Below are 12,723 nucleotides of genomic sequence, written 5' to 3'. Positions count from 1 at the left end.
CGCTGCGCGCAGCGTGGGCGTCGCGCTGGTGGGTCTGAAGGGCACCGCCTTGCATCGACTGGGGGTGTATCTGCCTGGCGACCGCCCAATGGCCGATATCGATTTACTGGTGGAACCGGAAGACGCGCCTGCAGCGGCGGCGCTGTTGTGCGAACTCGGCTATGTCGCCTCCTTCGAGCAGTGGAAGCATCAGGCATTCAAGCCGCAGCAGGGTGAGGCGGTGGCCGGGCTGGGCGAACACCGCGATGCGCCGATCAATATCGAGTTGCATACGCGGATCCAGGAACGTCTGCCTGTGAGCAGCGTGGAGATCACTGCCCGGATCCGGCCGGAGCGCCCGCAACCGGGTTTGAACCCCTACCCGTCCATTGGTGCCTTGATGTGCCACTTGCTGCTGCATGCGGCCGGCGGCATCTGCCACCGCACCATTCGCCTGATGCATCTGCACGATCTTGCCTTGTTGGCAACGCGCATGGGTCCGCGCGATTGGGAGCAATTGTGGGAAGACACCTCAATACCGCCGTGGTGGGCGTTGCCGCCGCTGCTGTTGCTGCAGCGCTATTACCGGGCCGTGGTGCCGCCTGCCGTGATGGCGCGCCTGCATGCTGACTGTCCTGCGCTGCTGCGCATGCGAGCAGCCCGGCAAACGCTCACCGCCGCATCGTGCTCGAACCTGTGGCTATCGGCGCTGCCTGGAATCGAATGGCCGCGCTCGTTGGACGAAGCGCGGCAGTATCTGCACAGTCGTGTGGTGCCTTCGGCAGAAAGCCGCAAGGAACGCGCGGACATGCTGCAGACGCAGTTATGGCTGCAGGATCAGCCGTGGGTGCGCCACACCCAGGCGCGCCGCCTGGTGACGCGCCTGACCAGGCCGGTGCCGCGCACGGACATGATGTACGTGGTGCGTGCGGCGCTGGATGGCTATCTGCAGCCGGCGTGAGGCTGCACTGAGAGGTTTTGTGTCCAGCATGCCGCTCACTCAAGGCATTAGCGCACAAGATCACCGAAAGCAGCTTGCTACGTTTGCCGTGCACATCAGCTTACTGAAGGCAGCGGCCGCTGCTCGCACAGCTGACGATACAACTGCTCGAACAGGCGCGTGGTCAACGCAGCATCTTCGCGGACGGCGCGGCACTGCGCCGCCCAGGCAAGGCGCAAGCGCAGTTCGTCGTCGCCAAGGACCTGGCGGATGGCCTCTGCCATCCCGGCCCAGTCGCCCGGCGGCACCGCCAATGCGCAGACAGGGGCCCACTCGACCAGATGCCCCACCGCAGTTCCCACCGCAGGAACCCCGGCCACGGCAGCTTCCAGCAGCACCAGCGGCCCGGCTTCGTGCAGCGAAGACAGCACCAGCAAATCGGCCGACAGCATGATCGGACGCAACGCGCGCTGGGTCTTGAAGCCGAGAAAACGCACCTGTTGCTGCAAGCCGAGCTGCTGCACCAGGCGCTGCATGGCACCGCCCAACGTGTCGACGCCCACCATGTCCAGGGTGAAGGCAACGCCGGCGCGCTTGAGTGCGGCCATTGCCTGCAACAAGGTGGTCTGATCCTTGACCGGATTGAGGCTTGCCACATGCAGCAGACGCGCAACCGGTTCGGTGCGCGCGCGCGGCGCCGCGGGTGGCCAGGCGCGCAGATCCACGCCCAGTGGCACGCGTTGCGCAGCGATGCCCAGTGCCTGCAGCGAATCGATGATGGGCGCGCTGGCAGCCGTTATCTGATCGGCAAGCCGCAGGATCACCGCCTCGCGCAGACGCCCACGCCATTTGCGGCGGCCGCCGTAACTGATGCGATGCAAGGCGACCAGCTCGCCGCCGGCGATATGCACCATGCTGGGACGCCGCAACAGCTTGGCAGCGGTCACCGCGATCAGACTGCAATAGCCGGAAAAAATCGCCTGAATCACAGCGAACGGTGCGCGCCTGTGTTCATCGCAGATGGCGGCGATCGCGCGCAGCCGCGTGCGACGCGCGCCGATGTTATGCACCGTGGCACCGCGCAGGTGCCAGGTGCCCGGTTGCGGCTCTTGATGCAGCACGAACACGTGCACGTCATGGCTGCGTGCCAGCCACTCGATCAAGGTCAGGAACACCGGAATCACACGGACTTCCCCGCTACGATCCACACCCCCTGGCACCACCAATGCCAGCTTCATGCGCTGCGCTCCGGTATGGGCGTGCGTAATTGCGTATATGCCTGCGCCCAGCGCCGGCCTACTGCGTCAAACGACAGGCGCGCGTCGAAATGGGCGCGCACCTGTGCACGCGAAGGGCGTTGCCGACTGACACGCAGCAACAGTTCCGACAATGCCGATGCATCGCCGACCGGCGACAACTCGCCCACTGCGCCGTCATCGCTGAGCGCACGAAACGATGGAATGGCCGTCAGCAGCGGCAGGCAGCCGCAGGCGTAGGCCTCCAGTGCGGCATAACCGCAACTTTCTGCATGGCTGGCAGAAACGAAGATGTCCGCCGCGCGCAGCAGCTCCTGCACGCGTGCGTGTTCGACCTTGCCAAGCAAGTGGACGCATCTGGCCAGCTGCGGGTCGGCGCGCAGGCGCTGCTGCACCTGCGCCATCAGTGGTGCCTGGTCGAACACGCACCATAATCGCAGGCCGGGCAACAGACGCGCGGCCATGGCCACCGCATCGAGCACACAGAGCGGGTCTTTGGCTGGACTGAAATGGCCGATCCACACCACGCATGGGTCGCCGTGCAAGCGGGTCTGCTCGCGTGCCTGCAATCGGTCGCCAGGGCTAAAGCGGCTGCTGGATTCGGGGATGGCAAACAGTTGCGTGCTGCGGCCAAACAGGCGCGCCCGCACGAACGGCTGCGCCAGTTCAAGCGAGGTGAAGGCAATGCCGGCTGCGGCGGAGTAGCTTGCGCGCCACAGGCTCCTGGCCCACCAGCGTGGTGGCCGGTTGGCATGATCCTGCAGCAGGATCGGCAGCTGCGGCAGCAGACGCGCCAGACGCCGCGCGTCGCCGGCGAATTCCAGGCCATGCACATGCAGCACATCGGCATCGATCTCGTGCAGCAATGCGGCAAGCGTACGGGCGCGGACTGCGCTGCCACGCCGATGCAGATCGGCGAAGCGGTAGTCCACGCCCTGGCGGCGCAGCCGGGTGTTCAAAGCAGAGGCCTGGATCACCGACACCTGCACGCCAGCACTGGCGACAGCTTCGGCGATGTCTGCCAACGATGGCCACTGGGCGAATACCTGCTCCGCGCTCAGGCCATCGGGAGTGGGAACCAGGTTCAGCTGTGCGACGTGCAGGCTCATAGGGCCGGCAGCGCTTGAACGGCGATCGACGCAACGTCGCTGCCGTGTAACGCTGCGACCGCAGCGTGCCAATGAGTGGCCGCGTCCAACGCATAGACAGTGACTGCCGCGTGGAAGGCCTGGCTCACGTGATTCGTCGCAGCCGTAGCACCAGCACAACCGGCACCTGCAACGCCATCTGGTCGAAGCGCGCCCCGGCCGGGATATCCGCGGGGTCCAGCATCGGCTCGGCCACGGCTTCGATCGCAAACCCGAGTGTGGTGCATGCCCAATGCCAGTGACTATAGAGATGCTGGGTGTGGCGGACCGCGTAGTGCTGCCCACCGGCCTTGAAGTCACGCTGCCAGCCTAGCGCGTGGCCGATCGGATGCACGTCGCTGCACAACACGATGCCGCCGACGCGGGTGACCCGATGCAGTTCTTCCAGCGCTGGGTACAGCCGTTGCAGGTGCCCCACCACCAGACCGCATACGCACAGGTCGGCCACCGTATCGGCCAACGGCAGATGATCCAGGCTGCCTTGCTTCAGAACGATGCGTGCGGCCGGCCAGTCCTGTGCGAGCTCGGCACCGGCACGGTGCAGCATCTCCGGCGACAGGTCGACACCGGTGACTTGCCAAGCGCCACGACGCAGTGCGTGCAGCATGTAGCGGCCGCTGCCGCAGCCGGCGTCCAGCACGTGCTGGCCCTGCAGGTTGGACGGCATCAATGCGAGCATGGCGCGCTCTTCGGCCAGCATCACCGGGTTGTGCGCATGCGGGGGATATGCCTGCGCCCACAGGGCGTAGGCAGCAGCGGGTTCGAGCACCGGTACGGCGCTCACGAAAGCGCTCCATTGGCAGCCAGCGCATGGGTCACCTGCGCGATGGCCCGGCCCGGCTGCTCCGGCGCCAAACGCCGAAGGCCGGGTTCGAGCGCCAGCATCGCCGGATCGGCCAGCGTGGCATCTAGCAATTTGGGCCGCCCGTCCAACAACACCGGCACGGTCTGGATGCCGGCCGCATCGAACCACGGCGCAAAATCCGGATCGGCGATGCGCGGCTTGCCATCGCGAATCACCGCACGCAGGTCGCTGCGCGTGCAACCGATGATGCTGCTGCCAGGCTCGCCGCCGCCGCGGTCGCGCACGATCAACAAATCTGCAATGGCTCCAGGCGCAATCCGCCCACGCGTCGGCATGCGCAGGATGCGCGCGGAGTCGCCGGTGACCATGCCAAGCAATTGGTCCGGTGCCAGTCCGCTCGCACTGGCGATCTGTAGTTCTTCCAGCAGGTCGCGCGCGCCGCTGATGCGCGAATCGTTGCCCAGCGCCAGCCGGCCAGCCATGCACAAGCGCCACGGATCGAGCGTGCGGCCGAGCAGCGCCTGATTGCTGGACGGACACCACACCACGGCTGCGCCACGCGCGATCACCCGCTCGATATCTTGCTCGCCCATGCCGACGCCGTGGATCAACACCGTGTTGGCGGCCAGGCAGCCGAGCCGGTCGAGTTCGTCGAGCTCGGCACGCGCCACCGCATCGGTGCCTTCGGCCAGATGGATCATCCAGGGATGCGCTGCCGGGGTTGCGGCAAAGCTGCCTTGTACGGGCGGGCCGTAGCCTGTCCACCCCAATGCATAGCTCCAGCCGAAGTCGCGCAGCAGGCTCACCGGGAAATTGCCTTCGTCCAGCGCGGCGTGCCATGGGTCGTGCTGGGCCACGCAGGTGACGCCGGCCAACAGGTTCTTCAGACCGCCATGGCGCAGCCGCACCGCCTTGGGCACGCGCAGTGCGGCGGCCACGTCCGGATGCTGAAAATGCGCCTGAAATGCCCCGATCCACGCGTAGCTATTGGGAAACGGCGCGTCCTGCGGCAGCGGCGGCACGCAGTTGACCTGCAGATGCTCGTGCGCATTGATCAGGCCCGGCACCAGCACATGCCCTTGCAGATCCATGCGCACGGTGCCGGTGCCAAGCGTGCCGCCGAAGCGCCCCGCGCGGATCGCCACTGCAGCACGCGAGGGACCCGCCTGGGTGATCGCGCGTGCGCCTTGCAGGCAGACATCGGCCATGGCCATCGACAACTCCACTCAGCGCTTGCGCATCACGATCAGAAAGTGATCGCCCATGTCGCGCAGCAGCGGCAGCCCGCCCCACCGGTCGTCGCAGCGCCCCAGGCGCTCGGACAGGCGTGGATTGCGTTCGCAAAACTCCACCAGATACGGCGGCGGCAGGAACAGGCTCAGGGCGCGGTAGCTGTCCAACACGAAATGTGTTTCGAATGCGCGGTAGAACTCGCGCGGCAGGTGGTACCAGGTCCAGATGGTGTGGCCGTTCATGCCCACCGCAATTGCCCCTTTGGCGGCACGCACCGCCGCGCGTCTGAAGCGCCCGCGCAAGGCGTAATGGCCGATTTCCCACGGACAGATTCGCCCGATCACCGAAAACACCAGGCAGCCGTCGGGGCGCAGCAGGCGCGCGCATTGCGCGGCGACGGCCGGCAGGTCCGGCGCGCAATTGAGCGGGCCGAAGTTGGAGTACATGCCATCGAAGCTGCCTTCCAGCTGATCGAGTTGCTGGATGCCGACATGCGCGGTGGTGAGGCGTTCTTGCAGACCGTGCGTGGCAGCGCGGTGGCGGGTGCGCTCGACCATTGCCGGCGACCAGTCGGTGGCCAGCACGGAATATCCGCGGCGTGCGAATTCGCCAGCGTCCAGGCCGGTCCCGCAGCCCAGATCGATCAGCCGCGAGCCTACCGGCAACTCGTTCGCCACCGTATCCCACAGTGTGGTGCGCATGCGCTGGATCAGCGCGTTGTTGCCGCGGGGACCGTCATAATCGGGAGCGACGCTGTCGAACGCACGTTGCGTTTCCAGCAGTTGCTCCGGCGCGACCGTGCCGCCCCGCGCCGCATGCTCACTGATTGACGACATGCGCAGACTCCCAGACCTGTCCTGCTGTGTTCACCACGCTCTCCGGTCACAACGCCCAACGCGGCGTCGCTTGATAGACCCGTGAGTGCGCGATGGTGCCGGTTTGGTTGCAGCGTGGCGTGGGTGAGCTGGCTCAGGCGATCGCACCCGACACGCATGCATTGGCTCACCGTGCAGCATGCACCGTACGGCCTGGCTTACGCTCTCGTATCGCCTGGGGCCTGCTGCATGCGCAAACTCATTCCCTCGTAGTGCGCCGATGCTCCACTGGTCACACCGCAGCATGTGCGGGAGCCCGCGCACGACGACGCACCGCATTGCGCAGCACCGCGACCAGCACGCCCAGTCCCGCCCCGGCAAGCAGACCCGCTGCCCAAGCGGTGATCGCGTTCGGAAATGCCTGCCGGTCGGGCACGTACAGCGGCCACGCCAGCGAGGTCTGGTAGGTGTAGCGCGTGGTGAGCCGGGCAACAAGGTCGTCGCGCTCGCTCTTCAAGGCGCGAATCGTGGTGTTGCTGTCGGTAAGCAACACACCCGCCAGTACCTGCGTTGGCGTGGCGGAAGCCGCTCCCTGCCCGGCCTGCAACTGCCGCTGCAGCTGCTCGCGATTGCTGGTGGCCGCGCGCAGATCCTCGCTCAAGCCTTGCAGGCGGGCGCGCGCAAGATCCAGCGCAGCTGCATTGGTGTCGCCGTGCGCCCTCTGCAGTTGGGTCACGGTGGCCATGGCCAGCGTGCGCGCCTGCTGCGCCGACTCGGCACGGATGGTCACACCGATCAGATTGGCGTACGGGTCGGGGTCCGGCTTCAGGCTGCCGCGATACAGCTGCGCGGCGCGGCTGTTGAGCGGCACCTGCGCCTGACGCAACACCGCATCCTGGAACAGCCGCGTTTTCATGCGATCGATCACGCGCTGAAACGGTTCGACCTTGGGGTCGCGGCCAGCAGGGGTCGGGCCGATTTCACCAACCTGGATCCACGCGGTGGCTTCCCATTGCGGTTTGGCCAGGCGAGTAAAAGCGAAGGTCAGGCCCAGCACCACCACCAGCGCTGCCGCTGCCCAGCGCCATTCCCGGCGCAGGATGCGCCACAGGTCGATCAGATAGATTTCGTCGTGTTGATTCATGGGCGCAGCTCTGCAACGGGGCAATGAATGGTGTGCTGCACGCTTACGCGGCAGACGGATGTGGGGACAGACGGCTGGGCAACAGCACCGTGCAGGCATGCAGCACCAGGCACAGCGCGATGAAGCCGAAGTTGGTCCAGGTGAACGCTTGTGGCGCAAAGGGCGACATCAGGCAGGCATAGGCGATGCGCAGGAAGATCAGCACGTGAAAGATCGACAGCGACCCATTGAGCCGGCGCACGCTCCAGACCAACCCGGCATACAAGGCCAATAGCGCAAGCAAGGCACCGGTCACGCCCCACGCCATCAAGAACGGGAAGAACTCGGTACCCACATTGATGTTGGGCGCATCCAGCGGAATGCTGGTCCCGGCAGTGGCGATCGAACCACTGAACGGCACCAGTTGATTGACCAGGAAGCTGGCGTTGACGTAGCCCTTGGCCAGGATCGCACCGAAGTTATACGGCCCCGCGCTGATGTAGAGCAGCAGCCATTGCACGCCCTGCGGCATGGCACGGTAGAACGCACTGAACGGCAATGCCACCGTGGCCAGGGAACCGGACCGCAATGCGCCAAGGATCGAAAACACGCCACTGCCGGCCAGCACCAGCAGGCCAATGCTCTTCCACGGCAGCCGTCGCGCCGGGTCGCGCCGCAACAGCATCACCAGCACAAAGGAGAACAGGCCAGCGAAAATGCGGTTGCGATCGATCACCACGATCGGGAACACGAACCCCAACGTCACCATCGCCGCACTTAGCCCACGGTGGCGCACGCACAGCAGGGCGATCGGCGGCAGGATCCAGCACATGTTGGAGACGTGCCGCACATGCGCACGCGCAGGGCTCAAGGTGGCGTACGACGCCGGATCGCTGAACAACGGAATCGGAAACAGCACCACATCGGCAATGCAGAACACCGTCACCGCCGCGGCCAGGGCCATCGCCAGAAATGCATCGCGGGTACCGGCGTAACGGTAGTGGCGAAAGCGCTCGACCGACGGCAGCTGTGTGCGCAACACAGCATCGAGCGCGAAGGTGGCCGCTGCCGCAAGCGCAAGCAGCACGATACCTTCCAGGTAGCCGTCGGGTAGCGCATAGGTCAGCCACGTCAGCGCGCAGCTGAGCAGCATCGGCACGGCCAGATAGGTCGAAGGACGGCGCAACAGGGTGCTCATGCAAGCTCAGCCGGGCGCGCGCGCGGCACGTTTCGGGCGCCATCTGGCCCACAGCGACAACCCTGCGTAGATCACGAGATGCACAGCCACCCGGTGCGGCCGGCGTCGCAGAAATTCCACCTTTGCCGCGATGTAATGCGACTGCGCACGCAACAGCGTGCGATCGGGTTCATCGAACAACGGCGCGCAGCGTAGCGCCACCTGCCGCGACTCGCGCAGGTTGGCAATGCGTGCCGGCACATTCGTGGTCTTGCTGAGATTGCTGCCATGCAAGCGGTAGGCGCATACCGGCAGATCGATGAACCCCAGCGCATTGCCTGCCACCAGACGCAAGAAGAAATCCCAGTCTTCGATTCGTAGCGATTCGTCCCAGCCGCTGCGCGCATCGAAGGCGCTGCGCCTTAGCAGCGCCACCGCGCCACTGACTGCCCACTGCCGTATCACCGCATGCCGGATGCCGGAGTCAGAACGATACAAGTCCTTGTCAACCTGATGCAGATCGCGCATGGCGCTGCCATGCAGCAGTTGCCCACGCGCATCGACCACGCAGGCATCACCGATCACCGCGAGTTTTTGCGGGTGTCCGCGCAGATAGCGCACCTGCGCGTCCAGCCCGCCGGGCAACAAATAATCGTCGCTTGCGCCAAGCCGCAGATACTCTCCCCGCGCACTCAATGCCAGTTCGTTGAGCGTGGCGGCAACCCCACGATTGCCGCGCTGCACGAAGTGCACCGGTAGCCGATGCCCATGCTCGCTGATCCACTGGCTGATCTTTTCGCCAGTGGCATCGCTGGAGCCATCGTCGATGATCACGATCTCTTTGCATGGATACGGGTCGTCCAGGACGCTATCCAGACAACGCTGCACAAAACGCTCATGGTTGAACGCCGGAATCAGCACCGACACCAACGGCCAGCGTGCACGTGCCGGTGCGGGCACCTGATCGTTCATGCCGCCCGTTCCAGATAGCGTCGCACCACCACGATGTTGAACAACAGATACAACACATAGTTGGCAGCAAAGGCGTACATCGCACCGATCAGCCCGAACCATGCAGTGAACAGATACACCAGCGCCAGATAGCTGGCTGCGAACACGCATTCGGAGATCACGAACAGCCGCGTCATCGCCTTGGCCAGCATCACGTACGACAGCACGAACGCCGCGATCTTGATCACATCGCCCAGCAGCTGTGGGCCATACAAAGGCTCCGCAGCGGCAAATTGCGTATCGAACAGGAGCCAGGTCACCCAATCGCGGCCGACATAGACGCCCAGCGCCATCACGATCACCGCCGGCATGACGTGCCGATACGCACTGCGCAGCTCGCTGCCCAGACCCGCAGTGCCTTGCAGCGATGCCAGCTTGGGCAGGTAGTACACGTTGATGGCGGTGGTGAAGAACAGCAGATAGGCATCGGAGACCCGGCTTACCGCCTGCCAGTAGCCCACTTGCTCCCAGCCGAACCGCAGCGCCAGATGATGGCGCACCACGATGGTCACCAGCTGCGGCACCAGTGTCGAGGTGAGCGTCATCAGCGAAAATGTCGCCAACAGACGGGTCATTTGCGCGTCAAAGCGCATCTGCCACATTGCAGGCTGGAAATACGGGCTACGCCGCAGCGCCGGGACCGCCGCCAGCAGCCACAGGACCTGCCCCAGGACCAGCGCCAGCAGCGCCCCGGATAACTGCGCCCGGCTGGAGAGCCACGCCACCAAGGCAACGCTCAGCACGGCGCCGGACACCTGCACAAACGCCAGCCGCCGCACATCCATGAAGCCGTTGATCAGCGCCAGCATGTAATTGAGCAGCGCAATTCCCAGCTGCGCGACTGCCAAAATGCAGATCAGCGGGCGGTAGCTCGCATCGCCCAGCAGGCGCTCGGCAATCGCTCCACTGAATTTCATCGCCAGCAGTGCGCTCACGCAGGCCGCGCAAAATGCGTACCACAGCGCCGCACTGAGCAGGCGCGCCAGTGCGGGGGCGTCGTCGCGGTACTGCGCCACATACTTGACGATGCCGGCACTGATGCCGCCACCGGCCACTACCGCCAGCACCGACATCAGGTTGAGAAACTGGCCAAGCCGGCCCACGCCCTGAGGCCCGGCATAGACGGCAACCAGCTTGACCACCACCAACGCCGCCAGCAGCTTGGCCAGCGTCGCAACGCCGGTGTAGGCGCTGCTGCGCACGATATTCATGTGCTGCTGCCGAACGATTGACAGGCCGCGATCACCTGCGCAACTGCTGCATCGTCCAACGCCGGCCCCATCGGCAGGCTCAGCACTTCCCGATGCAGCTGTTCGCTCAGCGGCAGGCAGGCCTCGCCCAGGCTGGCATATGCCGGCTGCCGGTGCGGCGGCACCGGGTAATGGATCTGCGTGTGGATGCCCTGCCGCAACAGATGTGCCTGCAAGGCATCGCGCTGCGGGCTGCGTACCACGAACAGATGCCAGACGTGCTGCTGCTCGGCCGCCAGCGTGGGCAGCACGATCAGCGGGTTGCAGATGCCGTGCAGGTACCGCTGCGCCACTGCACGCCGCAGCGCGATTTCGTCCTCCAGATAGCCCAGCTTGACGCGCAAGAACGCAGCCTGCATTTCATCCAGACGCGAGTTCACTCCCTGGCAGAGATGGTGATACTTCACTTCCGAGCCATAGTTACGCAGCGCGTGAATGCGCTCGGCCAGACGCACATCCGACGTCGTGACTGCGCCGCCATCGCCCAGTGCGCCCAGGTTCTTGGTTGGGAAGAAACTAAACGCCGCCGCATCGCCGAAGGCACCGGCGCGCCGCCCCTGTGCGCTTGCCCCATGCGCCTGCGCGGCATCCTCGATCAGCAGCAGGCCGTAGCGATGGGCTAGGGTCTGCAGGGCCTGCATGTCGGCCAACTGCCCATACAGGTGCACTGCCATGATGGCGCGCGTGCGGGGCCCGATCGCCTTCTCCACCCTTACCGGGTCGATATTGAACGTGACCGGGTCCGGCTCGACCGGCACCAGCACCAGATGGTTCTGGCTGATCGCCAGAAACGTCGCGATGAAGGTGTTGGCCGGCACGATGATTTCGTCGCCTTCGCGCAAGACTCCCAACTCACGGTAGCCGCGCAGGATCAACGCCAACGCATCCAGCCCATTCCCCACGCCCACCGCATGCGTGGTGCCGCAGTAGCTGGCGAATTCGTGTTCGAACGCGGCCAACTCTTGACCGAGCACGTACCAGCCGGCATCGATCACACGTGCCGCTGCGGTCTTGAGCTCATCGGCGTAGCGTGCATTGACTGCACCCAAATCCAGGAAAGGCACATCCATTACATCAGCCATCGATAGACATCCTGCACCACGGCACGCGCGCCGAAGCGTTCCTTTTGTTCCACCAGGCCTTCGTTGAGCACCTGCCCGCCCTGTTCGGTGGAGATACCGAAACTGAAATATTCGCGCTGCGCGTACACATCGGTGATGAGGTCGGCCAGCAGCAGGCTCAACGCATCCAACCGGCGGCCCTGCTCGGAGACCGCCAGGTATTGGGTATGCACGCAGCGGCCGAAGTCGAAGACCAACGCGGCTGCGACCAGTTGCCCATCAGCGCGCGCTTCATGCAACACGATCTGCTGCGCAAACCGGCGTTGCAGCAGTTGAAGCTCATCCAGCCGATGCGTCGGTGCCACGCCATGTCGCTGCAGGACCTGGGTCAGCAGCGCATGAAACTCATCGAGCTGGGTCCCGCGCTGGATCTGCACGCCAGCCTTGCGCGCCTTGGCAATGGAACGCCGCCGCTCGGCGCTGAATGCAGGCGGTTCGCGCAGCGCAATCGCCGACGACAAATCGCGCCGGCAAAGCTGTGCGCCAAGCAGATGCAGCGCGTACAGCTCTTCTTCGGCCGGATATGCATGAAAGATATGCGGCGCCGGCTTGTAGATGATCTCGCGCACGCCTAGCGCACGGTAGTGCGCGGCAATCTGCTCGAACACCTGCAAGGTGGCGCCGGCACGCAGCACCATCGACGACAGCAGCCCGGCATAGGTAAGCCCGGCATGGCTGCTGACGCAGCTGCCCTGCACATTGGCCGGGAGCACCGCCACCACCGCGTCCCCGCGTTGAACCAGCACGGACGCATCCACAAAGCGCTCGGCGTGATAGTCCATATAGCCACGCCGATGCAACAAGTTGCCATTGCGCGATGACGCCACCAGCGCATCCCACGCAGGCGCATCGCCCTGCACGTAAG

12 protein-coding genes are annotated in these 12,723 nt (G+C 65.2%); 1 reads left to right on the top strand and 11 read right to left on the bottom strand.

The window, feature by feature from the left end:
- Window positions 1–940 (top strand): nucleotidyltransferase family protein (locus XAXN_RS14365; RefSeq protein ID WP_054320047.1); only part of this gene is annotated, 940 nt, incomplete at its 5' end.
- 95 nt (window positions 941–1,035) lie between these two features.
- Here the strand turns inward: XAXN_RS14365 and XAXN_RS14360 are convergent.
- The 11 genes from XAXN_RS14360 to XAXN_RS14310 all read right to left on the bottom strand — a co-directional run bounded on the left by XAXN_RS14360 (window position 1,036) and on the right by XAXN_RS14310 (window position 12,718).
- Complete coding sequence (locus tag XAXN_RS14360) at window positions 1,036–2,157, bottom strand: glycosyltransferase family 4 protein (RefSeq protein WP_054320042.1); 1,122 nt, start codon at window positions 2,155–2,157, stop codon at window positions 1,036–1,038.
- Entirely contained in the window at window positions 2,154–3,284 is a 1,131-nt protein-coding gene (locus XAXN_RS14355; protein ID WP_054320041.1) for a glycosyltransferase family 4 protein, read from the bottom strand. The genes XAXN_RS14360 and XAXN_RS14355 overlap by 4 nt, the downstream gene beginning before the upstream one ends.
- A gap of 124 nt (window positions 3,285–3,408) precedes the next feature.
- The gene (locus XAXN_RS14350) at window positions 3,409–4,107 is read right to left on the bottom strand and encodes a class I SAM-dependent methyltransferase (RefSeq protein ID WP_054320040.1); all 699 of its coding nucleotides are present in this window, start codon (window positions 4,105–4,107) and stop codon (window positions 3,409–3,411) included.
- Window positions 4,104–5,342, bottom strand: coding sequence for an amidohydrolase family protein (locus tag XAXN_RS14345; protein WP_054320046.1), 1,239 nt, complete (start codon window positions 5,340–5,342; stop codon window positions 4,104–4,106). Before XAXN_RS14345 ends, XAXN_RS14350 begins: the two co-directional genes overlap by 4 nt.
- A 12-nt stretch (window positions 5,343–5,354) precedes the next feature.
- On the bottom strand, window positions 5,355–6,197 hold the full coding sequence (locus XAXN_RS14340; RefSeq protein WP_054320039.1) for a class I SAM-dependent methyltransferase: 843 nt from the start codon (window positions 6,195–6,197) through the stop codon (window positions 5,355–5,357).
- 271 nt (window positions 6,198–6,468) lie between these two features.
- The gene (locus XAXN_RS14335; RefSeq protein WP_054320038.1) at window positions 6,469–7,320 is read right to left on the bottom strand and encodes a Wzz/FepE/Etk N-terminal domain-containing protein; all 852 of its coding nucleotides are present in this window, start codon (window positions 7,318–7,320) and stop codon (window positions 6,469–6,471) included.
- Window positions 7,321–7,363: 43 nt separating this feature from the next.
- Complete coding sequence (locus XAXN_RS14330) at window positions 7,364–8,497, bottom strand: hypothetical protein (protein WP_054320037.1); 1,134 nt, start codon at window positions 8,495–8,497, stop codon at window positions 7,364–7,366.
- A gap of 6 nt (window positions 8,498–8,503) precedes the next feature.
- Entirely contained in the window at window positions 8,504–9,448 is a 945-nt protein-coding gene (locus tag XAXN_RS14325; RefSeq protein WP_054320036.1) for a glycosyltransferase, read from the bottom strand.
- Window positions 9,445–10,698, bottom strand: coding sequence for an O-antigen translocase (locus tag XAXN_RS14320; RefSeq protein WP_054320035.1), 1,254 nt, complete (start codon window positions 10,696–10,698; stop codon window positions 9,445–9,447). Before XAXN_RS14320 ends, XAXN_RS14325 begins: the two co-directional genes overlap by 4 nt.
- Entirely contained in the window at window positions 10,695–11,819 is a 1,125-nt protein-coding gene (locus XAXN_RS14315; RefSeq protein ID WP_134980327.1) for a DegT/DnrJ/EryC1/StrS family aminotransferase, read from the bottom strand. Before XAXN_RS14315 ends, XAXN_RS14320 begins: the two co-directional genes overlap by 4 nt.
- Window positions 11,807–12,718 carry a GNAT family N-acetyltransferase gene (locus tag XAXN_RS14310; RefSeq protein WP_134984889.1) on the bottom strand — a complete coding sequence of 304 codons (912 nt, stop codon included), beginning with the start codon at window positions 12,716–12,718 and terminating at the stop codon, window positions 11,807–11,809. The genes XAXN_RS14315 and XAXN_RS14310 overlap by 13 nt, the downstream gene beginning before the upstream one ends.
- Between the last annotated feature and the right edge of the window lie 5 nt (window positions 12,719–12,723).

The sequence above is a fragment of the Xanthomonas axonopodis genome, assembly GCF_001304695.1.
Classification (GTDB): Bacteria; Pseudomonadota; Gammaproteobacteria; order Xanthomonadales; family Xanthomonadaceae; genus Xanthomonas; species Xanthomonas axonopodis.
Note: the sequence above shows the minus strand (reverse complement) of the source record. Positions and strands in the feature narration are given on the sequence as shown.

Coding starts and splice junctions, on each gene's coding strand:
- XAXN_RS14340 (WP_054320039.1), bottom strand. CDS start 6,197: ATGTCGTCAATCAGTGAGCATGCGGCGCGGGGCGGCACGGTCGCGCCG.
- XAXN_RS14315 (WP_134980327.1), bottom strand. CDS start 11,819: ATGGCTGATGTAATGGATGTGCCTTTCCTGGATTTGGGTGCAGTCAAT.
- XAXN_RS14360 (WP_054320042.1), bottom strand. CDS start 2,157: ATGAAGCTGGCATTGGTGGTGCCAGGGGGTGTGGATCGTAGCGGGGAA.
- XAXN_RS14345 (WP_054320046.1), bottom strand. CDS start 5,342: ATGGCCATGGCCGATGTCTGCCTGCAAGGCGCACGCGCGATCACCCAG.
- XAXN_RS14355 (WP_054320041.1), bottom strand. CDS start 3,284: ATGAGCCTGCACGTCGCACAGCTGAACCTGGTTCCCACTCCCGATGGC.
- XAXN_RS14325 (WP_054320036.1), bottom strand. CDS start 9,448: ATGAACGATCAGGTGCCCGCACCGGCACGTGCACGCTGGCCGTTGGTG.
- XAXN_RS14335 (WP_054320038.1), bottom strand. CDS start 7,320: ATGAATCAACACGACGAAATCTATCTGATCGACCTGTGGCGCATCCTG.
- XAXN_RS14320 (WP_054320035.1), bottom strand. CDS start 10,698: ATGAATATCGTGCGCAGCAGCGCCTACACCGGCGTTGCGACGCTGGCC.
- XAXN_RS14330 (WP_054320037.1), bottom strand. CDS start 8,497: ATGAGCACCCTGTTGCGCCGTCCTTCGACCTATCTGGCCGTGCCGATG.